This is a genomic window from Clostridium sp., assembly GCF_036569345.1.
In the GTDB taxonomy this organism is placed as follows: domain Bacteria; phylum Bacillota; class Clostridia; order Clostridiales; family Clostridiaceae; genus Clostridium_AD.
Window position 1 is genome coordinate 36676 of the sequence record NZ_DATCQT010000070.1, and the last position, 22811, is coordinate 59486.

Below are 22811 nucleotides of genomic sequence, written 5' to 3' on the forward strand. Positions count from 1 at the left end.
TTGCGCATAATTATAGTATGATGTATAGTGGGAATGGTGACAAAATGAAATATGCAGTTGTTACATTTACAGATAAAGGGGACCAAATAGCTCAAATAATAGCTTCAAAATTTAATATTGATTTATATTCAAAGAAACAGCAAATTGATTTTGATTTTAAAGAAGTTAGTAAAAATATAATGGAAGCTTATAAAGGTATAATTTTTATAAGTTCTACAGGTATTGCGATTAGAGCTATTGCACCATACATAAAAAGCAAGGACACAGATCCTGCAGTGTTAGTTATAGATAATTCATGTAAATATGTTATAAGTCTTTTAAGCGGTCACCTAGGTGGTGCTAATGAGCTTACATTAGAGGTTAGCACACTTCTCGGAGCTTTACCTATAATAACTACGGCTACAGACAATTTAGGTATTTCTGCTCCAGATATGATAGCAAAAGATAATGGACTTATAATAGAAGATTTACAAAAGGCAAAACAAATAGCTGCGCTTTTAGTAGAAGGAAGAAAAATAGGTTTTTTTGATGAAAAAGGAATAATTCAAACACCTGCTGGATATAGTAGTAATTTAGAGGATATTAGTGGATTATTATGTATTTGCAGATTAGAGAGTATTAATATTCAAAATTATGACCATGCAATACCAACTCTTAAGTTAATAAGAAAAAATATAGTACTTGGAATAGGATGCAGGAAAGATTTTTCATCTGAGAAAATGCAGCTAACGGTACTTAATAAACTTAAAGAGTATAATATAGATATTAGGGCAATAAAGTCTATAGCAACAGTTACAGTTAAAAAAGATGAGGTTGCAATAAAATCATTAGCCAATTATTTTAAATGTCAGCTTAATATATTTACTTTAGAAGATATAAGGAAAATACAATATAAGTTCTGTGGTAGTGATTTTGTAGAGAAAACTATTGGAGTTAGAGCTGTTTGTGAACCTTGTGTGGAACTTAGTGGTGCAAGGATTATAAAAAATAAAATGAAATTAGATGGTATGACTTTATGTATAGGGGAAGTATGATATAATAGAGAAGGTATTTTCAAAGAAATAAGTATATTAACAAGTGTATTTAACAAATAAGAAGGATTTCAATGAATATTTATAGAATGCATTAAAGTAGACTATAAAAATTTAAGAATAGAATTAATAATAATTACGTAATAAGAGGAGTGTATTTATATGACAACAGATAATAAAGAAGAAATAATGAAAGATATTACAACAGATGTTGCAGAAGAAGTGACTATGAAAGAAGTGACAACAGATGCAGCAGAAGAAGTTACAATGAAAGACGTTATGGCTGATGAAACAGCAGTACATATTAACAGTGGAGATATCGTACTTGGAACTGTACTTTCTGTAACTGAAGAAGAAGTAACAGTTAACATAGGATATATGGCTGATGGCGTTATATCAAAAGAAGAAATATCAAATGAAAAAAATGTTAATCCTGTAGATATCGTAAAGGTTGGAGACGAAATTTCTGTATACATTATGAAAATTAATAATGGAGAAGGAAATGTTCTTTTATCTAAAAAGAGAGCAGATAGTCTTAAAGTATGGGATAAATTCCAAGAAATTTTAGATGCAAACAAGACTTTAGAAGTAACAGTTAGTGACATAGTAAAAGGTGGAGCTACAGCCTACATTGAAGGAATTAGAGCATTTATACCTGCATCACAAATGTCAAACTCTTATATAGAAAATCTAGAAGACTTTAAAGGTAAAACTTTAGAAGTTAAAATAATAGAGCTTGATAAAGAAAACAAAAATATAGTTCTATCTAGAAGAGTTATAGAAAAAGCAGAAAATGAAGTTAAAAGAGATATAATTTGGAATGAACTTAAAAAAGGTGAAAAGAGAAAAGGTGTCGTTACAAGATTAGCTAAATTTGGTGCTTTTGTAGATTTAGGTGGCATTGATGGTCTTATTCACGTTTCACAATTATCATGGAAAAGAGTTCAAGATCCATCAGAGGTAGTATCAGTTGGAGAAGAAGTAGAAGTTAAAGTTTTAGATTTTGATAAGGAAAAGGGAAGAATATCTCTTGGACTTAAAAACGAAGAAGAAAGTCCTTGGAGTACTATAACTACAAATTACAAATCAGGTTCTATAGTTGAGGGAACAGTAGTAAAATTGATGGATTTCGGTGCTTTTGTACAACTTGAATCAGGAATAGAAGGACTAGTTCATTTATCAGAAATATCAGAAGAACGTATTGCAAAGGTTTCTGACGTATTAAAAGTTGGTCAAGTTGTAAAAGTTAAAATAGGAGAAATAAACGAAAAAGATAGAAGAATAAGCCTAAGTATTAAAGAAGCAGCAAGAGGCAATGAAGACTTTTCTGATTATAAGCAAGAAGAACAAGGTGGAATAACTTTAGGCGATTTATTAGGAGACAAACTTAAAAACTTTAAATTTGAAAAATAATTTAAAATCTTAATAAAATCATAATAAAATCTACGAGGCAAAACGACTACTAGTTGTTTTGCCTCGTAGTAATTTTATAGTAATTAAGGGAGGCTAGGAGATTGCTAATGTGTGAAATCTGTGGAAAGCCTGCAGATAAACATCATATAGTTTATAAAAGCCAAGGTGGTATTGAATTTCCACTTAACTTTAGATATCTATGTTCCCAGCATCATAGAGGAGAAATGGGACCTCATAAAAACAGAGGATTAGATTTAGAATATAAGCTCAATATGCAAAAGCAACTCCAAGAACTCTTAATAAAGGAATTTTATAATCCTTTGGAATTAGAACTTTTACTTAATATAAATAAGGGCATGATAAAAAGGCTTTTTAAGACTTGCAAGCTATATGCTTGTGGCTATAGAAAAGCAGATATTGTTTTTAGACTTATGGGACTAAAAAAATATGATGAAATGGTATAGGCTTTTAAAAAAATATAAACTATGAAAGGTAGCTTAAATGCCTTTCATAGTTTTATTTATTTTGAAGATTTATATTTATTTACTGATTTATCTTTTATTTAAGATAACACTTATAATATAAAGAGAACTTCCTAATTCACTATGAGGAGTTTGCTTTAGATCAACATTATAACCAAGTTCAATTGCTGAATTATATAAATGATTAAGGCCTATGCCCATATCTATGTGATTAGTGTCTTTGAGCATAATTTTAGTTAAGAGATTTTTATTCTCTAGATAAAAGTCAAATTTATTATCGCTGATTAATAATCTCCAAGGCTGAGAATTAATTGCAGAGGGAGCATCAATAAGAGCTTGTATTATAGTTTCATATTGCTTTTCAATAAGCCCAGTTACTACTTTGCTTTTATCTAATCTTTTCCTAGTCTTCACTGGTTTAATCTCTATAGTTGGGTATCCAAAGGCTACTAAAATTATAAAAGTCTGTTTATCTTTAATCTTAAATAGTTTTTTAAACATTCCCGCTTTAATTGTACTACCTAACCAACAAGTTCCAATTCCAAGTTCTGTTAACTTAAGAACTATTTCCTCACCAATGAAACCTATATTTTCTAAATGGCCCTCTGCTATCTCGGAAGTAAAGGCTATATAATGTGGGGCTTTAACTTTTGTATATTTACCTATAATACCCTTAAAAGTAGATGTGATTTTTTCACCGTCTTCTATTAATACTACATCCATAGGTATCTTGTCAAACAGTGGTTTAGCCTCATTTATAATAGTTTTAATTTTTTCGAAATGCTCCGCAGACACTTTTGTATCTTTATAATTTCTTATAGATTTCCTTGAATTTATAGCTAACATCATAATAAAGTCCTCCATTTTAATTAAATTTATAAAATATCATTTGATAATTCAGTATACCAGAATAATTGTAATAACATTTCAGATAATAATTAAATCTTAGACAATATTTTTTTCATTCCAATTACAATTACTAAGACAAAAACAGAAGTTAGAGCTATACTTCCTCCTGGAGCACAGTTTATGTAATAAGATATAACAAGTCCTAAAATTATGTCAATAAAGCCGAACATTATAGAATAAATTAGAGTATGCTTAAAACCTTTATTTAGCTGAAGGGCTGTTGCTACAGGCAAGGCTATCATTGAGGACATAACAAGTATTCCAAGTATTCTAAGAGATACTGAAATAGTAGCACCCACAAGTAGAGCAAAAATATAGTTGATTATTTTGACTTTAACGCCAGAAACCTTAGCGCCTTCTTCATCGAAAGTAATATATAATAATTGATTATATAAAGAAAATAAAGTTATTATAGAAATAATACTAAGTACAACCATTATGTATAAATCTGTTTTTGTAACAGTTAATATGCTCCCAAATAGAAATGAATTAACATTTGCTCCTGCTTGACCTGTACTTACTAAAGTTATTCCAATACCTACACTAAAGGTAAGTAAAATGGCCAAGATTAATTCTGCATATTTTTTATAATAATCTCTTAAAAATTCAATTGATAAACCACATAGAGATGTAAAAATAAAAGCACAAAGTATAGGATTATAACCAAGAATTAAGCCGATAGCAACTCCGGCGAAGGAGGCATGGGCCATGGTATCTCCCATCATGGAATATCTTTTGAGTACTAGGAAAACTCCTACAATTGGGAATAATATTGAAATTAAAATTGATGCTATTAAAGCATTTTGCATAAAACCATATTCAAACATAAAAGAATATTACCCCCTTTCCTCATTTAATTTTAATGTGTAATTATCAATAGTATAAAGAATTCCATTACCATTATTCATTTCAAAAATATGGGTTGAATTGCTTAGTGCAGCTTCTAGATTATGTTCAACAGAGACAACAGTAATTTTTAAGTCTTCATTTAATTTTTTAATAATTCCATATATATCTTCCATACTTTGAATATCAATACCTGTAGAAGGCTCATCTAAAATTAATAACTCAGGGTTGCCAATCAAACTTCTAGAAATAAATATCTTTTGTTGTTGTCCTCCAGAAAGATTTCCAATAAGCGTACGTGCATGATCTTCCATGCCTACAGCTTTTAGACTTTTTAAAATAAGACTTTTATCTTTAATTTTTAATACTTTTCTGTGGCAATTTAACATCTCATAAACTGTTATAGGAAACTGAGCATTAAAATTTTCAACCTTTTGAGCTACATATGCAATCTTAGATGTAGATATAACAATTTCACCACTGGTAGGTTTTAATAAATTTAATATTAATTTAATTAAAGTACTCTTGGCACTACCGTTTTCACCTAAAATCGAAACATAACTTCCTTTTTCAATTTTAAGATTAACATCGTCTAGTGCGTAAGGCCTTGAGTTTGTATATGTAAAACATAAATTTTTTATGTTAATCATGTAATCCTCCTCATTAATTGTAAGTTAATAACTATTAACTTACACAAAACTAAGTAATAAAATATCCAATAATAAGTTGCTGCGAATAATTACAGCAATAAACATTATACACCCAAATGCGAATAACTTGCAACAACTCTCTCCATATTATTGACAAATAAAATATAAATATATCTCATAAAATTTATATATTTGGTAAAACTATATAAGCTGATACTTTATTTCATAACCTATTTAATATTGCTAAAGTATTTAAGCAGTAAAAATGCATATTTTTATGCAATTAATATAGTAAGAAAGGTAGTGTTATTATGGCTCATGTAATTAGCAGAGTAGCAAAGGACAATAAAGGAGAAATTACAGCCTACGAACTTGAAAATGGAGAAATAATTTCAAAAGATCAAGCTGTGTTACTTGCAAAACAAGGGAATATAAGCGGAGTTTCTATTGGAACTTCAAAAAAAGGTGAAGATTTTTTAAGAAGTCTACCTGATGGAGATAAAGCAAATAACTTAGATAGTCTACCAGTTATAGATGATAATGATATATATTAACTAAAAAGGTAATCACATTAAAACAGGGACATTAATTTGTTCCTGTTTTTTTGTGTTAGCTGATGTTGGGGATTTAATGGGGGACGGTTAACAACTAATGAGATAATGGGTTGGTAAGAGTGGGGACGGTTAACAACTAATAAACTAATGGACAACCAGGGGGGGACAGGTAAGAACTAATGAGCTAAACTAATAAAGTATCTTTGCCGTAAAATTAAGTTGAGAATTTTTGTTGAAAAAGAAATTTATTTGGAATACTATAAAGAGGTACATAATTAAATTTACATTATCGAAAATTATAAGATCCTTATGTTGTGATGATTTTTATTTCTCAATGAGGACGATTAATTAATTAGATAAACAGGGGGATAAACCAATGACAATTCTTGAAAACACCATACATAACATAAAGCCACTAAATAAAGAAGCTATTAAAAAGGCATGGGATAGACTCGATAGTTTATCAAAACCTATAGGAAGTCTTGGTGAAATAGAAAATATTATAGCTAAGATGGCAGGAATTACTGGAGAGATACATAATAAAATTAATAAAAAGAATGTAGTTATAATGTGTGGAGATAACGGAGTGGTGGATGAGGATGTGTCTAACTGCCCTAAAAGTGTAACTGCTACTGTTACTAATAATTTTACTAAAAAAATAACTGGCGTATATGTATTATCTAAATTTGCTGGAAGTGATATTACAGTTGTAGATGTAGGTGTAGATGCTGATTTAAACAATCCTAAAGTTATAGATAGAAAAATTGCATACGGTACAATGAACATGATGAAAGGGCCTGCAATGACTAGGGAGCAAACAATTAAAGCTATAGAAGTTGGAATTGAGATGATTGATGATTTAGTTATTAAGGGATATGATTTATTTGGAACAGGAGAAATGGGTGTTGGAAATACTACAACAAGTGCGTCAATTTTAAGTGTTTTCTCTGGACTAGAAGTAGAAGATTCAGTAGGTAAAGGGTCTGGAATAACTGAGGAGCAATTTATTAATAAAAAAAGAGTAATTAAAAAATCTATCGAAGTAAATAATCCGGACAAAAATGATGTTATTGATGTACTTTCAAAAGTTGGAGGATTCGATATTGCGGCATTGTGTGGTTGCTTTTTGTCAGCTGCTAAAAATAGAGTTCCTATTGTTATTGATGGTTTTATAGCATCAGCTGCAGCGCTTTGTGCTTATAAATTAAATCCTTTAGTAATGGGGTATATATTTGCATCTCACTTATCTGCAGAACCGGGAGCTGCTTTTATAATGAAGGAAATAGGATTAAAACCTATGCTTAATTTAAATATGAGACTCGGTGAAGGATCAGGTTGCCCCCTTGCTTTTAATATAATTGAGGCGGCTTTGTTTACAATGAATAATATGGGAACCTTTGAAGATGCAGCACTTGACAGAGAAAAATATATTGATATAAGGGAGATTACCGAGGGGTAAAATATAGGTGGTATAATTTATGAATATATATTTATTAAGGCATGGTCAGACTGAGGAAAATAGAAAAGGTTCTTATTATGGTGATTTGGATATAAGTCTAAATGAAATTGGCATAAGTCAAGGAAATAGGGCTAAAGATTTCTTTAATGATATAATACTTGATAAAATATATGTTAGTGATAAAAAAAGAACTTTAGAAATGGCAAAATTAATTTTAGGGCAAAAGGAAATTGAAATTATTCAAGATAATAGAATAAATGAAACTAATTTTGGAGATTTTGAAGGAAAAACCTATGAGGAAATTCTAGAGTTATATCCTGAGGAATGTAAATGTTGGAAGGATAATTGGAAGGAATTTGTACCACCTAGTGGTGAAAGTTATATTAATCTATGTAAGCGCGTGAAGAGTTTTATGGAACATATTAAAAAGTTAGAAAAAGAGAATGTTCTAATATGCGCTCATTCGGGAGTAATAAGAGCTATATATTGTTATATTATGAATGAAAACATAGATTTATTTTGGAAATTTGGTTGTAAAAATGGTGATATAAGTGTTATAAAATATGAATATGGTAATTTATATATTGATTCCATTATGCATATCTAGGAGGCGAGTGTATGAGCAAAATAACTTTAGTAACTGGTGGAAGTCGAAGTGGTAAAAGCAGTTTTGCTGAAAGTTTCTTCAAAAATGTCGATGATGTTTTATATATTGCCACGGCAATAGTTACAGACGTGGAAATGGAAGATAGAATTAAAAAACATATAGATAGTAGAAATTCAAAATGGACAACTTTTGAAGGATTTTTTGATTTAGATAAAGCTATTGAAAAATATGATATAGAAAATATATTGCTTGATTGTGTTACCATTATGACAACTAACTTAATGTTTAAGGAGAAAATAGATTTTGATAATATATCTATGGAAGAAGTAGATGATTTATTTAATGATATAAAAATTCAGTTTGAAAAACTTATATTAAAAGCCAAAGAAACTAATAAAAATTTAATTATGGTAACTAATGAAGTAGGACTTGGACTTGTTCCAGAGAGTAAGCTTAGTAGAATATTTAGGGATATAGCTGGATATGTAAATCAATTTTTAGCAAGTCAAAGTGATGAGGTATATCTAGTTTGTTGTGGATTGCCACTGAAATTAAAATAAACATAACTGTTTAGGAAAGAGGTGAGGTTTGCAAGGATAAGTCTTTGCAAGCAGATAAAATGAGAGAATATTTAAATGATTTTTTGCTTTTTTTTCAGTTTTTCACACGTATACCTATAAATAAAAGTTTAAAGTGTGAAAAAGAAAACTTTAAGCGTGGGTCTATATTTTTCCCTGTGGTAGGATTATTTATAGGAATTATACAATTTTTAGTTTATTATATATTAATAAAAGTGCTGCCAGTGAATATTACTGCGGTATTTGTAGTTATTATACCAATAGTTATCACTGGAGGATTACATGTGGATGGGCTTGGAGATACATGTGATGGCTTCTTTTCATTAAAAGGAGACAAATATAAAATAATAGAAGTTATGAAAGACAGCTCAGTAGGAACCTATGCCACTATTGCTATAGTATTTGACATGTTAGCGCGTTATGCTGCGGTGAGCACTATAATAGAAATGAATTTACCACTCATATTAATTGCAACTCCAATAATTGCAAGATTTACTGTGGTTTTTATATCTTTCATTGGAAAAAATGCTAAAGAAACAGGTTCAGGTAACATATTTATTGGAAATATTGATGTAAAAAGGATAGTAATTGCAGGTACTATTACTATTATACTTGGAACCTCATTAATAGGATTTAATAAAAGTGTTATATTGATAATTGCAGGTTTATGTTTAAGTTTCTTATTTAATAAGTTTTGTGAGAGTAAAATCACTGGGCTTACAGGTGATAGCTTGGGAGCTAATAATGAATTAGTTGAAATTCTAACAATGATTTTATTTATAGCAATGAAATAAGCTAAGGGTTGAGGGGCTAAGCTGGGCATTAGTTGGGACGGTTAATAACTAATGTCTTTTGTTTTGTCATAGTTTGGGACGGTTAACAATTAATTAGCTTTGTCTTGGCTTAAGTTTGGGACGGTTAACAATTAATTACAACTTATATAGGGAGGCTTGTCCACTGTTTATGAATTAAATATAATTTCTATAAACTCAAAAATTTTATGAATTACACTGATACAGGAATTATTTATTATTAAGCATAACATTTAATAAAATCATCAATAATATTTTCATACTCTTCATTTGTTCCAATTAAGTCTATACCAATAGTGCTTAATTTAGATACCCTAGACTGAGTGATGTTTCCAAGCGTGCTGCATATCTCTCTTGATTTAAAATTGCAGAAACTCCTCATTAAAACAACTGTTAAAGCCTTTGCAATTACAAACTTTCTACTGTACTTTGTATAAAGTTGAAGCTTTGATATATTCATTTTTAATGCTATAAATTCTATTATATCTTCTTGCTTAAAGTTGCGTACCAGTATCTTTCTTTCACTTTTATACTCTGTTTTTCCATTTTCTAAGTCATCTTTAAATTCATTTTCTTCTTTTGATTTTTCTTTATTAGCCCTAAAAAGAAGGCCAAAGTAAGTTTTCCTTGCACTTTTAAGGGTATTTCCAAACAGACTCATTACAAACACATAATCTACTAGGTTAAATAAATCTTGTGTTTTACCTAAAAATATTGATAGACTAGAAAAAACATATTTTTCAGGACAATCTTTATATTCAATTATATCTGTAGGATTATTGTGCAAATAAAGAGATAAGGTCTTTAAATACCTATCATTGTGAACTATTTTGCTTTTAAATCTATCTTTAAAAAGAGGACCTTGCCTTTTATATTTTCTATTAAAGTACATTGCATAAGAAAAATTTATTCCATGCATTACTTTTGATATATCAGAACCATTAGCATCAACCATTAAATGTGCATGGTTATCCATTAGGCAGTACCCGTAAATCTTAAAATTATGGAGAGTCTTATATTTCTTTATAAGCAATAAATACCTTTTCTTATCCTCATCATCCTTGAATAAAGGCACTTCGCTGATACTTTTGCACATAATATGAAATACAGACTCATCTGTTTTTACTCTTGCTGTTCTTGGCACAGATAATCACCTCTCCTTATAAACTATTCTTTAAATTATTCCCTGTGGAGTGGGATGATATTCATATACTTCTTTTTTTTGAGTTAATAGTTCAATTAGTCGTTAACCGTCCCACCCTCTTACCACCCTCTTAACCCTTTTTAACCTCCCTCCATTTTTTAAAATATTGACACCGCCACATAATTATAATAAACTAATAGTACAATAGAATAGAATTTTAGGTGCCTAGAATATTAGGTGAAAAGGGAATGCGGTTTAAATCCGCAGCAGCCCCCGCTACTGTAATTGAGAAATCAAAAGCCAGGAGACCTGCCTAAATGATGTTAACAAAGCTTTCGGAGGGAAAGAACTTTTTAATGTAGTTAATTTAATTATGAATTAATTAAAAAGTAGTCGCTATCTTAAGTTGACTATTTTTTTGTTTTTTGAAAATATATTACTAACAGAGATTGTTCTAAATTTTAAAATAATAGATAAGGTGGAAAACAAATGAAGAAGGCAATTTTAGTTGTAAGTTTTGGATCAACATATGAAGATGCAAGAAAAGTAACTATTGATAAAATAGAAGAAAAAATAAAACATACCTTTGCGGATTATGATATAAGAAGAGCATTTACATCCCATATTGTTCTTAAAGTGCTTAAAAACAGGGATAATATTCATATAGATACTCCAGAGGAAGCTTTGGAAAAGTTACAAAATGAAGGGTATAACGAAGTAATAGTTCAGCCTTTGCATGTTATTCCTGGTGTGGAATTCGATTATGTAAATAATGTAGTAAATCAATATAAAAAAGCTAAAACATTTGAAAGTATTGTGGTAGGAAGACCTCTTATATGTTTTAAGGGAGAAGAGGATGGCGTGCCAGATGATTATTCAATAATGTTAGACTCTCTGTCAAATCAGTTGCCACAAAACGACACAGTAATTTTAATGGGACATGGTACAAATCATATTGCAAATGCAGTATATTGCTGCTTTGAAAGTGTTTTAAGAGATAGAGGATTTATTAATGTTCATGTAGCAACAGTTGAGGGATACCCAACTTTAGATAGAGTGATACCTAATGTTAAAGCTCAGGGAAGCAAAGAAGTTACCTTAATGCCACTACTTTTAGTAGCAGGAGATCACGCCAAAAATGACATGGCAGGAGACACGGAAGACTCATGGAAAAGCATTTTAGAGGCAGAAGGTTTTAAAGTTAATATATATCTGCATGGGTTAGGCGAAAATATAGGCGTTCAAGATATTTATATACAACATATTCATGATGTAATTAATGAAAAATTTAAGAATGTAGGAAAAACGCATAAGGGTCTTTAAAAATCTGAATAATACTGGTGGATCCTAGTTTAAGTAGACTAAATTACAGGTGGACCGAAGTTCGAAGTAGAGAGGAAGGTATTCAATGATACATGGTGGAGATGTTTATACTAATGGATTGCTTGAGGGACGAGAATTAATAGATTATAGCTCCAACATAAATCCATTGGGGGTGCCTAAAAGCTTCAGTGATAACATTGGTAAGGCTGTAAGTGCTTTAACAAGGTATCCAGATATTCAATATAGGGATGTATTAAAAGCCTTAAAAAAATACACTGATTGTCCTGAAGGGTATTTTGTTTTAGGGAATGGTGCAGCAGAAATAATTGATTTAGTTATATCTTGTTATAAAAGTTTATTAATTGTGGTACCGTCATTTGTAGAGTATGAAATTAATGCTAAAAAGTGGAATTGTAATATAGAGTATTCATATTTAAAAGAGAAAATTAATGAGACCGGTTTATTAAACCATGAATACGATGAACTTATCCTTGATTATGAAGACATTCTAAATAAATTGAAAAAGGTAGAAGGCCTTATAATAGGCAATCCTAATAATCCTAATGGCAATATTATAGATAAAGCACAGTTTCAAAGAATTCTTGAATATTGTGAGAGTAATGGGAAAGTAATAATAATAGATGAGGCGTTTATAGAATTTACAGGAGATACGTTACATAGTTTCTCATCTAAAGTAAAAACTTACAAATGTTTATTTATAATAAGAGCTTTAACTAAATTCTTTGCAATGCCTGGCATAAGATTTGGATATGGAATAAGTAGTAATGCTAATTTGGTAAAGAATATAAAAGAAAAACAAAATCCTTGGAACATAAATTGTTTTGCAGAACTTGCCGCATGCCATGTGTTAAAGGATGAGGAATACATTAAAAAAAGCAAAGAATGGATAAGTTGCGAAAGGCCAAGATTCCTAAAGTCATTGAAAAATATTTCATTTATAGAAAAAGTATTTTTAACCTATGGAAATTATGTATTGTGCAAATTAAGTGGATCTGCTCTTGAAAAAGGACTGACCTCAGAGGAATTGTACAAACTATGCCTAGCTCAAGGTTTTGTAATAAGAAAAGTAGAAAATTTTAGGGGACTGGATAATCAGTATATAAGACTAGCTATTAAGGATAGTGTTAGAAATGAAAAATTGATAGCGGCTTTTGAAAATCTTAGAGTTGAGAGCTAAAACATGAGGGACAGTTAACAATTAATTAAACTTAAGTAAATCAAAGCCCGAGGGACGGTTAACAATTAATTGAACTTATAGATGCTACTCCACAAAAGGATGTGAATATAAATGAAAAGCATAGTTATAGCTTCAAATTCCAGTGGTGGCGGTAAAACAACAGTAACACTGGGAATTATGAAAGCATTAAAAAATAGAGGCTTCGATGTACAGGGGTATAAAGTTGGCCCTGATTATATAGACTCAGCTTTTCATACAAAGATAACAGGTAAAGATTCAAGGAATTTGGACTTGTTTCTTATGGGAGAGGATGGGGTTAAGGCTAGCTTTTCTAGAGGATGCGGAGATCTAGCAGTAGTTGAAGGCGTTATGGGTTTATATGATGGAAAAGGGATAGATACATCCTATTCTACATATCACATATCAAAGGTTCTAGATTTGCCTATAATACTTGTATTATCCCCAAAGGCCCAAGTAGCAACCTTTTGTGCAGAAATAAATGGGATTGTAAATTTTAAAGACGCTTTGATAAAAGGCATAATACTAAACAACATAACAGAAAGTTATTATAGGTTGCTTAAGGCGGCAATTAATAAAAATTGTAATGTGGAGGTTTTAGGTTATCTTCCGAAAGATGAGAGATTAAGTTTAAAAAGCAGGCATTTAGGGCTAATTCAAAGTAGTGAAATAGAAGACTTAGAGGGAAAAATTGAAATATGCGCTTTGCTATTAGAAAAACATTTGGATATGGAATTATTATTAGAACAGTTTAAGGAAAGTGAAAAGTATGATGATAATTTTCATATTGAGAATAAGGGAAAAAGAATGGCTGTAGCCTATGACAAAGCTTTTAGTTTTTATTATAAAGAAAATTTAGAACTTCTAGGGGAAATGGGCGATGTTATATACTTTAGCCCAATTGCTGATAAAGAACTGCCTAGTAATATTGACTTCCTTTATCTAGGTGGGGGTTACCCTGAAGTATTTATAGAGGAACTAAGTAAAAATAAATCAATGCTTTATAGTATAAATAAAGCTCTTGAAAATGGACTTCACTGTTATGCGGAATGTGGAGGCTTGATGTACCTTACTTTAGGAGAAAAAACTTTAGTGGAAAAACCATTAGGGGATAGAGCATTAGGTGGAAGACTATCAGAACAAACAACTCTTGGGGAAAATCAACAGGAGGAAGATCAATTAGATCATAATACCGTTGGTTTTTTCAATGGGTATTATACCTTAACTAAAAAACTTCAGAATTTTGGATATGCAAAAATAAAAACAGAGATAGAAAATAATATTTTACCCAAAAATATCAGTATAAATTGTCATGAGTTTCATAAATCCTTTGTTAATTTACCAGAAATAAAGGTATTTAAGCTTTCTAAAGAGGTTTATGACGGGAGCCAGAAAAATTGGTTATGTGGATATATTAAAAGAAATACTATAGCGGTATATGGACATGTACACTTTTTTGGAAACTTACAATGGTTCGGGGCAATTTTTAAATAGGGCATTTAGGTTGATTAGTTGTTACCTGTCCCCAGCTTATTCTAGTCTAATTAATTGTTAACCGTCCCAACCCGACTTAGGCTAATTAGGTCAATTAGTTGTTAACCGTCCCCGCTTAATTCCCACTTAATTAAAAAAAGGAGATTAAATTATGGATTATATAAAAATTCCTATGGATATAGAAAAGAAAAGTTTTGAAATTATTGGAGAAGAAATGGGAGAACATAATTTTTCAGATAGAGAGCTTTCAATAATAAAAAGAGTAATACATACTACTGCAGATTTTGATTATAAAAACATAGTTTATATTAGGGATGGAGCAATAGACGCAGCTGTAGAGTTACTTAAAAAAGGAACGACTATATATACTGATACAAAAATGGCATTGGCAGGTATAAATAAAAAAGCTCTTAAAGATTTAAATTGTCAAGCAGTATGTTATGTAAGTGATGAAAAGGTGGCAGAGATAGCAAAGGCAAGGCAGATAACACGTTCTATGGCCGCAGTTGAGAAAGCAGTAGAGGATGGAGTGGAATTCTTCATATTTGGTAATGCACCTACAGCTTTATTTAGATTGAAGGAACTAATTGAACAAGGAAAATGTAATGCTAAATTTATATTGGCAGCACCTATTGGATTTGTTGGAGCTGCAGAATCAAAGAAAGAAATTGAAAAATTGGACCTTCCAATGATTGTTGTGCGAGGAAGAAAAGGTGGAAGCACAGTGGCTGCATCTATTTTAAATGCACTGATGTATATGATAGTAGATAGAAGTTAGCACACAACTGGAGTTTCATAGTTATTAGGTATTTAAAATAAATAAGAAACTTATCAGGAGGTAAATAACTATGCTTGATTTATATATTAATTTTAATGGTAAAAAGCTTAGATGTGGATATACAACTGGATCTTGCGCAGCGGGGGCAGCAAAAGCGGCAACGCAAATTTTGTTTTACGATAATGAAATAGATGAAATAAGGATAGACACCCCAAAAGGTATAGAATTATTACTTCCAATATATAAGGTAGTAATGGGAGAAAACTATGTTGAATGCTGCATTATAAAAGATGCTGGAGACGACCCTGATGCAACTAATGGTATGGAAATCTGGGCAAGGGCTGAGAAATCAGAATCAGGATATACTTTAAAAGGTGGAAAAGGCGTCGGAATAGTTAGAGGAGAAGGATTGTACGTACCTAAAGGTGAATGGGCAATAAATCCAGTACCTAGAAAAATGATAGAGAAAGAAGTAAAAGAGGTGCTCCCGAAAGAGGCCGGGGTTACAATAACTATATTTGTACCCAAGGGGGAAGAGGTAGCCAAGAAAACATTTAATCCTAGATTAGGAATTGAGGGTGGTATATCAATACTCGGAACTACTGGCATTGTGACACCGATGTCAGAGGAAGCTCTCACAGAATCTATTCATTTAGAAATATGTCAAAAGGTTGCTGCAGGCCACAAAAATCTCACCCTAGTTTTTGGTAATATGGGAGAAGATATGGCAAAGAAGATGGGACTTAAAGCTGATAATATAGTAATGATTTCAAACTATATAGGTTTTGCACTTAACAGTTGCATGGAGAAAAAAGTAGAAAAGATTGTGCTGGTAGGGCATATAGGAAAGGCTTGCAAAATAGCAGCGGGATGTTTTCAAACTCACAGCAGAGTATGTGATGTGAGGCTTGAAGTTATAGCTTTAGAGTTAGCATTAATGGGAGCACCTACTGACATTGTAAATAAGGTATATAAGGAAAAAACTACTGAGGGAGCAATAAAGTTATTAGGTGACGATTATAATGATATATATGAAAATATTGCAAATAAGATAAAGAAAAGATTATTCCAGTATACTTATGAAACAATTCCAGCAGAAGTAGTTATGTTTTCTATGAATAAGGGAATTCTGTGGGACACCAGGAAAGAATAAGCTGGGACGGTTAACAACTAATGCTTGAACTAAACAAATAAGCTGGGACGGTTAACAACTATTAGACAAATAATAAAATTATGAAAGTGAGCAAAGTATATGGTTTATATAGTGGGAATTGGGCCTGGTAGCCCTAAATATATTATTTCCTTGGCAATAGAAACTATGGAAAAAGTTGATGTAATCATAGGATTTGAAAGAGCTGTGAAGAGTATACCTAAAATCAATGTTGAAAAGATAATAGTGAAAACGTTAAAGGATATTATGGATTATATAACAGAAAACATAGATAAAGATATCGCCATAATAGCATCAGGTGATCCATGTTTTTATGGTATAACAAATTATATAAATAATAATTTCAAAGGTGAAATAGAGATAGTACCTGGTATTAGCTCTTTTCAATACTTAATGTGTAAGCTCAAAAAACCATGGCAAAATGCCCATTTAGGTAGTATGCATGGAAGGCAGGAAGATTTTATAAAAATTGTTCGAGAATATGAAATATCTGTGTGGCTTACGGATAAAAATAACTCACCACAAGCTTTATGCAGAAAACTCTTTGATAATAATATTAAAGCTACGGTATATGTGGGAGAAGAATTATCATATAAGGATGAAAAAATAATAAAAGGTACAGTTGAAGAAATTAAGGATAAGGTTTTTGAAAATCTTAGTGTGGTTGTTATAGAAAATATAAATTAAGTAGGCAAATACAAAATAAACTAGAGACTCAGTAACATGAATTTGTTTGTGACTAATTAGATATGGAGGATTAAACATGGCGAAATTATATGGTGTAGGGGTAGGACCTGGAGATAAGGAATTACTTACATTGAAAGCAATAAAAACTATTGGAAAATGTGATGTAATAGTAGTTCCAAGTGCTATGAATGGTGGGAAAAGTATAGCCCATGAAATAGCAGAAGAATATATTAATAAGGATTCAGAGGTGTTAGTTAAACATTTCCCTATGGGGGGAGCAGAACAGGAATCTAAAATATATGAAGCATTTAAAGCTATTGAAGAAAAGCTAAAAGCTGGGAAAGATGTGGCTTTCTTAACTATAGGGGATCCATTTGTTTATAGTACATACATTTATCTTATGAATTATATAAAGGAAAGCGGATACGAAGTTGAAACAGTTCCTGGAATAACATCATTTTGTGCAGCGGCTAGCATTGCTAATGAGTATTTAGTAATTGGGAACGAACCACTTTTAATACTTCCAGCATCTAGGCTTGATACTATAAAGGATGAAAAATTCTTAGTAATTATGAAAGTTTATAAAGTAGAAGAAGAGGTATTAGATTGCCTTGAAGCAAAGGGTTATAAATATGTATATGTTAAAAAAGCAGGTAGAGAAGGACAAGAAGTTCTAAGAAATCGCGAAGATATATTGAAAAATAAAGAATATATGAGTTTAATAATTGCTAAGAAAGAATAAGGATAAGTTGGGGACGGGTATCAACTTATAAGAATCAAGCTGAAACAGGTAACAACTAATTCTAAGAAAGGATAGGTGAATTTAATGGTTTATTTTATAGGCGCAGGACCAGGGGATGTAGATTTAATAACAGTTAAAGGAAGAAATATATTATCTAGTGCAGATGTAGTTATCTATGCGGGATCATTAGTAAGTGCGGAGCATATTGACTTTTGCAAAAAAGATGTAGTAGTTCACAATTCAGCTTCCATGACTCTCGAGGATGTTATAGAAGTTATGAGAATAGCACATAGTGAGAATAAAAATGTAGTAAGGTTACATACTGGAGATCCAGCTATATATGGAGCTATAAAAGAGCAGATGGATGAGTTAGATAAATTAAATATAGATTATTCTATAGTGCCAGGAGTAAGTTCATTCTCAGCAGCAGCATCTGTTATAAAAAAAGAATTTACGCTCCCAAGTGTAACTCAAACACTAATTCTTACAAGAGTCGAGGGTAGAACGCCAGTACCTGAAACAGAGGATTTAGAAAAGCTTGCGTCTGTCGGAGCATCTATGGCTATTTTCTTATCTATAAGTATGATAGATAAAGTAGTTGCAAAACTTAAAGCAGGTTACAAAAGAAATGTTTCAATAGCTGTGATTGAAAGAGCTACATGGCCGGATGAAAGAGCTATTATTGGAACTTTGGATGATATAGCAGAGAAGGTAAAGGCAGCTAATATAACAAAATGTGCTCAGATTCTTGTAGGTGATTTTATAGATTGCGAATATGACAAGAGCCTTTTGTATGATAAGACTTTTACTCATATGTTTCGCGAAGGAATAAAATAGATAGTGAAGGGGATGTTAAATTGGGGAAATTATATGTGATAGGAATAGGCCCAGGTGGACTTAAACATATGACAATAAAAGCAATGGAAGCCATTAAAGAAAGTGATATGGTTGTAGGTTATAACAAATATATAGATATGATAAAACCATTATTAGAAGATAAGGAAATATTCTCTACAGGCATGAAGGGTGAAGAAGAAAGATGCAAAAAGGCACTAGAACTCAGCCATAATAAGATAGTTAGTGTAATTAGTACCGGTGATTCTGGAATTTACGGAATGGCAGGGTTAATTCTTCAGCTTCGTGTGGATGAAGAAGTTGAGGTTATTCCAGGAGTTACAGCATCTTCTGCTGCAGCTTCAGTACTCGGAGCACCACTAATGCATGACAATTGTAACATAAGTTTAAGTGATTTAATGACACCATATGAATTGATTCAAAACAGAGTGAATCTAGCTGCAGAAGGTGATTTTGTTATATCATTATACAATCCTAAAAGTAAGGGTAGACCTCATTATTTAAGAGAGTGTATAAATATTATAAAAATGCACAGAGACGGAACTACGCCAATAGCTATAGTTAAAAATGCGCTTAGAGATGGACAAGAAGTAAATATAGCTACATTAGATACCTTTGACGAGAACATGGCTGACATGATGTCGATTGTTATAATAGGAAACAGCCAAAGTTACGTAAAAGATGGTAAGTTTATAACACCAAGGGGTTACAAGGTTTAGGGAACAGAGGAAAGTCTGGGAAGATCGAGGGACGGTTAACAACTAATCAGACAATAAAGTGGGGGGACGGTTAACAACTATTAAGCTTTTAGCATATCCCAAAAGGGGAAAGTTCTTAACTGTCCCCTCAATCACTTGTTATTACAAACGCCACTTAATTGTTAACCGTCCCCAACTAAATCCCCAACTATTTGAAGGATGTGATTGAATAAAGATGATAGGTTTAATTGTAGGTACTTCAGAAGGAAAAAATATTCTCTCAGGATTAAATGAGTTTACGGATGATATCCTTATATCAACAGCTACAGCTTATGGTGTTGAGCTTTTGAAAGATTATAAATATAGAATTTTCAATGAGAAACCATTAGATTTAGTGGGGCTTAAGCAAGTTATAAAAAATAATGATATAAAAATTTTAATCGATGCATCCCATCCTTATGCATTGGAAATTACTAAAAATGCAATTGAAGCATGTAAAATAAACGGAGTACAATATGTTAGGTACGAGAGGCCACCTGTTGTAGAAAAGTTTAAAGATAATAAAAATGTTATTGTAGTAGAAAATTATGGTAGTCTTTATAAACATCTTAAAACAATAGATGGAACTATTTTAAATACCACTGGTAGCAGAAATATAGATAAAATTCTAGATTTCAAGTTGAATAATAGGATAATACATCGGGTTTTACCTTCCGTTAAGGTTTTAGAAGAAATTTTAGAGCTAGGAGTAAATGTTGAAGACATAGTAGCGATGAAGGGCCCAGTAGGATATGAACTTAATAAAGGGTTCATAAAAGAATACAATGCTAAAGCAATACTTATGAAGGATAGCGGAGTTCAAGGTGGAACCGAAGATAAAATAAGAGCAGCTATAGATAATAACATACCAGCTTTTATAATAGGTAGAAAGGCTATGGAATATTCAAAAGTGTTTTATAGTGAGTTAGAACTTGTGAAATATATTTCAAGTTTAATATGATTAGAAGTGCCCATAAGGGGAGGACTGGTTGCAATTAGCCGTTCTTCTCTTTTCTGTCCAATGTTTTTTATGGCTTAATAATAAATATATGGAAAAATGAAACTAAATTGTAATAATAAACGTTATTTAAACATGGTCCTAGCAGTTCTATTAGTTAAAATATAATTATAATAATGGAACATTAAACCATAATTAATAATTGATTAAGTAGAGTTAATAAAAAATATTAAGATATATCTAAACAAATGGAGGGGTAGAAATATATGAACAAGAAAATCATAAGTTCAATTCTTACTGCATTAATGATAGCAGGATCAACATCTTTAACGGCTTTTGCAGCAATGAATAAAGGTACTGTTGTAATAGGACACAATGCTTTTGATTTAGAGTATGCTAATGACCCATCGAATTTTAATGAAATAACTGATGCGATAGTTGCAGGTGGGGAAGTTTATGTTAAAGGTTTCGACGGTATTTGGAGTGACAATAATACAGGATTAGAAGTATCTGCAAGCATTATACCAGCAGTAGTTTATAAGAGTGCTACTGAAACAACTAACTTTGCTGCACAAGATAAAGATGTTGTTAGTGAAGCTTTAAAAGTAACATCAGTAAGTGATATTAATATTTCAAAGAATACAGGTGATATTTATACATTACCAAAAACTGTGACAGTAACTTTAGCTGATCAATCAACTAAAGAACTAGCTGTAACATGGGACAAGGTAGCAGATACAAAAGTAGCTGGAACATTTACATACATTGGTACATTAACAATGGTGGATGGAGTAGTAAATACAGGTAACGTAACAGTAACAGCTAAATTAATTGTTGTAGATAACATAATAAAAGTGGCATCTGTAAGTTTAAATAAAACTATAGATACATTAACAGTGGGAGATGTTGATACTCTAATTACAACAATAGCTCCAATTAATGCAGCAAACAAGGATGTAACATGGACAACCTCAAATTCAAAAGTGGCAACTGTAGCTAATGGAGTTGTAACGGCATTAGCTGCGGGAACAACAAACATTACAGCAACAACTGTAGAGGGAAGTAAAATAGCAAATTGCAGCGTTACCGTAAATAATAAATTAGGATATGTGAATAATAATTTGCTTGGCTACGATCTAAGTGTAAGATCAACGGCTGATATAAATCCCAATAATGTGTTAGGGTATATGTTTAAATATGAAAAGATTGAAATTTTAGATACAGTAACTGGTACAGACAATAAGTTGTGGGATAAAATTATTTATAATGGTAGCATTGGCTATGTATCTGATCCATACATACAACTTTACACTTCTCCAGGAGATAATGTAGTTAATATTGCAAAAAATATTACTAAGCAATTTGAAGGAACTTCACAAATTGCGGGGAATTTTGATGGACAAGGATTATCACTAGGATACCTTCAATGGGCTATAGGACCAGACACAAAAACATTGCAGCCCCTACTAAATAGAATGGATAGAGAATATAATACTGAAACGAGAGACATTTTTGGAACAAACTATAATACAATTCATAACATTATTAATACACCAGAGGAGCAGTTTAACTGGGCTAAAGGTATTAATGATTTCTCGAATAATATTATAGAGCCTTGGCATACTCAATTTGTTAATTTAATAAATACTCAGGACTTTATAAAGATTGAAAAAGATGCAGAGGTATTTTCAATTAATCAAGCAATGAATATATGTAATAAGTACAATCTAAAAACTATAAGAGGTTTTGCTCTTGCTTTTGATATTACAGTTCAAAATGGAAGCATAAGCCCAGCAGCTACAAAAATTATTGATGATGTATTTGTGGGAACCCCTAACATCAGCGAAGAAAATCTTCTAGGTGTTATCGCAAACGCAGTAGCAAATAGCTCAGTTACTAATTCAGCAGATGTTCTCTCAAGAAAAATGGCCATAGTCAATGGACAAGGAACTGTTCACGAAATTACACTTGATTTAGATAAAAATTTTGGACTAAGTGATACTAACTGGAGATAATATATCTAAAGAAATATAAAAAATAGCTGTAGCAAAAGTTAATTTTGCTACAGCTATTTCTTTAACGACATTTCAGAAGGAAAGTCTCCCACGGTTATAAGGTGGTGTTACAAACTATAACAAAGAGAAAATTTTAGTGGGAGTACAAATCTCCTTCTGGAGTTATAGGTTCTTTGCTTCTTCAAAATTGTGTAACTATTGTGGTAGTAAGAATATTATGTTGACCTTAAGTGATAGGGAATGGACCTGCAGCGGATGTAACAAAAAACATGACAGAGATATAAATGCCTCACTAAATATACGAGGCGAAGGAATGAGACTCCTAGGTTTAGTGTAATATATACGTGAGG

Annotated in this window: 24 protein-coding genes and 1 riboswitch; of the genes, 20 read left to right on the plus strand and 4 right to left on the minus strand. The window is 31.3% G+C overall.

Annotated elements, in window-relative coordinates; all coding sequences use genetic code 11:
* The first annotated feature begins 44 nt into the window (after positions 1–44).
* The 3 genes from cbiG (at position 45) to VIM70_RS07350 (ending at position 2908) form a co-directional block, all read left to right on the plus strand.
* Entirely contained in the window at positions 45–1034 is a 990-nt protein-coding gene (gene cbiG, locus VIM70_RS07340) for a cobalt-precorrin 5A hydrolase (RefSeq protein ID WP_331945094.1), read from the plus strand.
* A 225-nt stretch (positions 1035–1259) separates the two neighbouring features.
* Positions 1260–2444: a 30S ribosomal protein S1 gene (gene rpsA, locus VIM70_RS07345; RefSeq protein ID WP_414648681.1), complete on the plus strand. Its 1185-nt coding sequence runs from the start codon at positions 1260–1262 to the stop codon at positions 2442–2444.
* 101 nt (positions 2445–2545) lie between these two features.
* Positions 2546–2908: an HNH endonuclease gene (locus VIM70_RS07350; RefSeq protein WP_331945096.1), complete on the plus strand. Its 363-nt coding sequence runs from the start codon at positions 2546–2548 to the stop codon at positions 2906–2908.
* 87 nt (positions 2909–2995) lie between these two features.
* Here the strand turns inward: VIM70_RS07350 and VIM70_RS07355 are convergent, their stop codons facing one another.
* The 3 genes from VIM70_RS07355 to VIM70_RS07365 form a co-directional block, all read right to left on the minus strand.
* The gene (locus tag VIM70_RS07355; RefSeq protein ID WP_331945097.1) at positions 2996–3775 is read right to left on the minus strand and encodes a nitroreductase family protein; all 780 of its coding nucleotides are present in this window, start codon (positions 3773–3775) and stop codon (positions 2996–2998) included.
* 89 nt (positions 3776–3864) lie between these two features.
* Positions 3865–4662 carry a metal ABC transporter permease gene (locus VIM70_RS07360; protein WP_331945098.1) on the minus strand — a complete coding sequence of 266 codons (798 nt, stop codon included), beginning with the start codon at positions 4660–4662 and terminating at the stop codon, positions 3865–3867.
* A gap of 9 nt (positions 4663–4671) precedes the next feature.
* Complete coding sequence (locus VIM70_RS07365) at positions 4672–5331, minus strand: metal ABC transporter ATP-binding protein (RefSeq protein ID WP_331945099.1); 660 nt, start codon at positions 5329–5331, stop codon at positions 4672–4674.
* A 311-nt stretch (positions 5332–5642) separates the two neighbouring features.
* Between VIM70_RS07365 and VIM70_RS07370 the strand changes: the two genes are divergently transcribed.
* From VIM70_RS07370 to cobS, 5 genes are all read left to right on the plus strand, one after another.
* The gene (locus tag VIM70_RS07370; protein ID WP_331945100.1) at positions 5643–5885 is read left to right on the plus strand and encodes a DUF3892 domain-containing protein; all 243 of its coding nucleotides are present in this window, start codon (positions 5643–5645) and stop codon (positions 5883–5885) included.
* A 376-nt stretch (positions 5886–6261) separates the two neighbouring features.
* The gene (gene cobT, locus VIM70_RS07375) at positions 6262–7344 is read left to right on the plus strand and encodes a nicotinate-nucleotide--dimethylbenzimidazole phosphoribosyltransferase (RefSeq protein ID WP_331945101.1); all 1083 of its coding nucleotides are present in this window, start codon (positions 6262–6264) and stop codon (positions 7342–7344) included.
* Positions 7345–7363: 19 nt separating this feature from the next.
* Positions 7364–7951: an alpha-ribazole phosphatase gene (gene cobC / locus VIM70_RS07380; protein WP_331945102.1), complete on the plus strand. Its 588-nt coding sequence runs from the start codon at positions 7364–7366 to the stop codon at positions 7949–7951.
* Between the two features lie 11 nt (positions 7952–7962).
* Positions 7963–8511: a bifunctional adenosylcobinamide kinase/adenosylcobinamide-phosphate guanylyltransferase gene (cobU, locus tag VIM70_RS07385; RefSeq protein WP_331945103.1), complete on the plus strand. Its 549-nt coding sequence runs from the start codon at positions 7963–7965 to the stop codon at positions 8509–8511.
* A gap of 59 nt (positions 8512–8570) precedes the next feature.
* Complete coding sequence (gene cobS / locus VIM70_RS07390) at positions 8571–9323, plus strand: adenosylcobinamide-GDP ribazoletransferase (protein WP_331945149.1); 753 nt, start codon at positions 8571–8573, stop codon at positions 9321–9323.
* Positions 9324–9561: 238 nt separating this feature from the next.
* On the opposite strand, the gene VIM70_RS07395 is transcribed toward cobS, so the two are convergent.
* Positions 9562–10485, minus strand: a complete 924-nt coding sequence (locus VIM70_RS07395; protein ID WP_331945104.1) for a transposase — start codon at positions 10483–10485, stop codon at positions 9562–9564.
* Positions 10486–10687: 202 nt separating this feature from the next.
* Positions 10688–10816, plus strand: a riboswitch (cobalamin riboswitch).
* Between the two features lie 158 nt (positions 10817–10974).
* On the opposite strand from VIM70_RS07395, the gene VIM70_RS07400 reads away from it, so the two are divergent.
* The 12 genes from VIM70_RS07400 to VIM70_RS07455 all read left to right on the plus strand — a co-directional run bounded on the left by VIM70_RS07400 (position 10975) and on the right by VIM70_RS07455 (position 22798).
* Entirely contained in the window at positions 10975–11808 is an 834-nt protein-coding gene (locus tag VIM70_RS07400) for a sirohydrochlorin cobaltochelatase (RefSeq protein ID WP_331945105.1), read from the plus strand.
* Positions 11809–11893: 85 nt separating this feature from the next.
* Positions 11894–13006: a histidinol-phosphate transaminase gene (locus VIM70_RS07405; protein WP_331945106.1), complete on the plus strand. Its 1113-nt coding sequence runs from the start codon at positions 11894–11896 to the stop codon at positions 13004–13006.
* Positions 13007–13117: 111 nt separating this feature from the next.
* Complete coding sequence (locus tag VIM70_RS07410; protein ID WP_331945107.1) at positions 13118–14518, plus strand: cobyrinate a,c-diamide synthase; 1401 nt, start codon at positions 13118–13120, stop codon at positions 14516–14518.
* 151 nt (positions 14519–14669) lie between these two features.
* Complete coding sequence (locus tag VIM70_RS07415) at positions 14670–15296, plus strand: precorrin-8X methylmutase (protein WP_331945108.1); 627 nt, start codon at positions 14670–14672, stop codon at positions 15294–15296.
* Positions 15297–15366: 70 nt separating this feature from the next.
* Positions 15367–16449, plus strand: coding sequence for a cobalt-precorrin-5B (C(1))-methyltransferase CbiD (gene cbiD, locus VIM70_RS07420; protein WP_331945109.1), 1083 nt, complete (start codon positions 15367–15369; stop codon positions 16447–16449).
* Between the two features lie 99 nt (positions 16450–16548).
* A complete protein-coding gene (gene cbiE / locus VIM70_RS07425) occupies positions 16549–17154 on the plus strand; it encodes a precorrin-6y C5,15-methyltransferase (decarboxylating) subunit CbiE (RefSeq protein ID WP_331945110.1) in 606 nt (201 codons plus the stop codon).
* Between the two features lie 76 nt (positions 17155–17230).
* A complete protein-coding gene (locus VIM70_RS07430) occupies positions 17231–17896 on the plus strand; it encodes a cobalt-factor II C(20)-methyltransferase (RefSeq protein ID WP_331945111.1) in 666 nt (221 codons plus the stop codon).
* 75 nt (positions 17897–17971) lie between these two features.
* Entirely contained in the window at positions 17972–18733 is a 762-nt protein-coding gene (gene cobM / locus VIM70_RS07435; RefSeq protein ID WP_331945112.1) for a precorrin-4 C(11)-methyltransferase, read from the plus strand.
* A 20-nt stretch (positions 18734–18753) separates the two neighbouring features.
* Positions 18754–19470: a precorrin-3B C(17)-methyltransferase gene (cobJ, locus tag VIM70_RS07440; protein WP_331945113.1), complete on the plus strand. Its 717-nt coding sequence runs from the start codon at positions 18754–18756 to the stop codon at positions 19468–19470.
* Positions 19471–19684: 214 nt separating this feature from the next.
* A complete protein-coding gene (locus VIM70_RS07445) occupies positions 19685–20449 on the plus strand; it encodes a cobalt-precorrin-6A reductase (protein ID WP_331945114.1) in 765 nt (254 codons plus the stop codon).
* Between the two features lie 263 nt (positions 20450–20712).
* On the plus strand, positions 20713–22461 hold the full coding sequence (locus tag VIM70_RS07450) for an Ig-like domain-containing protein (protein ID WP_331945115.1): 1749 nt from the start codon (positions 20713–20715) through the stop codon (positions 22459–22461).
* A 136-nt stretch (positions 22462–22597) separates the two neighbouring features.
* A complete protein-coding gene (locus VIM70_RS07455; protein ID WP_331945116.1) occupies positions 22598–22798 on the plus strand; it encodes a zinc ribbon domain-containing protein in 201 nt (66 codons plus the stop codon).
* The last annotated feature ends 13 nt before the right edge of the window (positions 22799–22811 follow it).

Bases quoted from the DNA above. Each gene is read 5' to 3' on its own strand.
- cbiE (WP_331945110.1), top strand. From the start codon at position 16,549: ATGGTTTATATAGTGGGAATTGGGCCTGGTAGCCCTAAATATATTATT.
- VIM70_RS07410 (WP_331945107.1), top strand. From the start codon at position 13,118: ATGAAAAGCATAGTTATAGCTTCAAATTCCAGTGGTGGCGGTAAAACA.
- VIM70_RS07445 (WP_331945114.1), top strand. From the start codon at position 19,685: ATGATAGGTTTAATTGTAGGTACTTCAGAAGGAAAAAATATTCTCTCA.
- cobC (WP_331945102.1), top strand. From the start codon at position 7,364: ATGAATATATATTTATTAAGGCATGGTCAGACTGAGGAAAATAGAAAA.
- VIM70_RS07450 (WP_331945115.1), top strand. From the start codon at position 20,713: ATGAACAAGAAAATCATAAGTTCAATTCTTACTGCATTAATGATAGCA.
- VIM70_RS07355 (WP_331945097.1), bottom strand. From the start codon at position 3,775: ATGATGTTAGCTATAAATTCAAGGAAATCTATAAGAAATTATAAAGAT.
- cobS (WP_331945149.1), top strand. From the start codon at position 8,571: ATGAGAGAATATTTAAATGATTTTTTGCTTTTTTTTCAGTTTTTCACA.
- cbiG (WP_331945094.1), top strand. From the start codon at position 45: ATGAAATATGCAGTTGTTACATTTACAGATAAAGGGGACCAAATAGCT.
- VIM70_RS07370 (WP_331945100.1), top strand. From the start codon at position 5,643: ATGGCTCATGTAATTAGCAGAGTAGCAAAGGACAATAAAGGAGAAATT.
- rpsA (WP_414648681.1), top strand. From the start codon at position 1,260: ATGAAAGAAGTGACAACAGATGCAGCAGAAGAAGTTACAATGAAAGAC.
- VIM70_RS07365 (WP_331945099.1), bottom strand. From the start codon at position 5,331: ATGATTAACATAAAAAATTTATGTTTTACATATACAAACTCAAGGCCT.
- cbiD (WP_331945109.1), top strand. From the start codon at position 15,367: ATGCTTGATTTATATATTAATTTTAATGGTAAAAAGCTTAGATGTGGA.
- VIM70_RS07400 (WP_331945105.1), top strand. From the start codon at position 10,975: ATGAAGAAGGCAATTTTAGTTGTAAGTTTTGGATCAACATATGAAGAT.
- VIM70_RS07360 (WP_331945098.1), bottom strand. From the start codon at position 4,662: ATGTTTGAATATGGTTTTATGCAAAATGCTTTAATAGCATCAATTTTA.
- cobT (WP_331945101.1), top strand. From the start codon at position 6,262: ATGACAATTCTTGAAAACACCATACATAACATAAAGCCACTAAATAAA.
- cobU (WP_331945103.1), top strand. From the start codon at position 7,963: ATGAGCAAAATAACTTTAGTAACTGGTGGAAGTCGAAGTGGTAAAAGC.
- VIM70_RS07415 (WP_331945108.1), top strand. From the start codon at position 14,670: ATGGATTATATAAAAATTCCTATGGATATAGAAAAGAAAAGTTTTGAA.
- VIM70_RS07405 (WP_331945106.1), top strand. From the start codon at position 11,894: ATGATACATGGTGGAGATGTTTATACTAATGGATTGCTTGAGGGACGA.
- VIM70_RS07430 (WP_331945111.1), top strand. From the start codon at position 17,231: ATGGCGAAATTATATGGTGTAGGGGTAGGACCTGGAGATAAGGAATTA.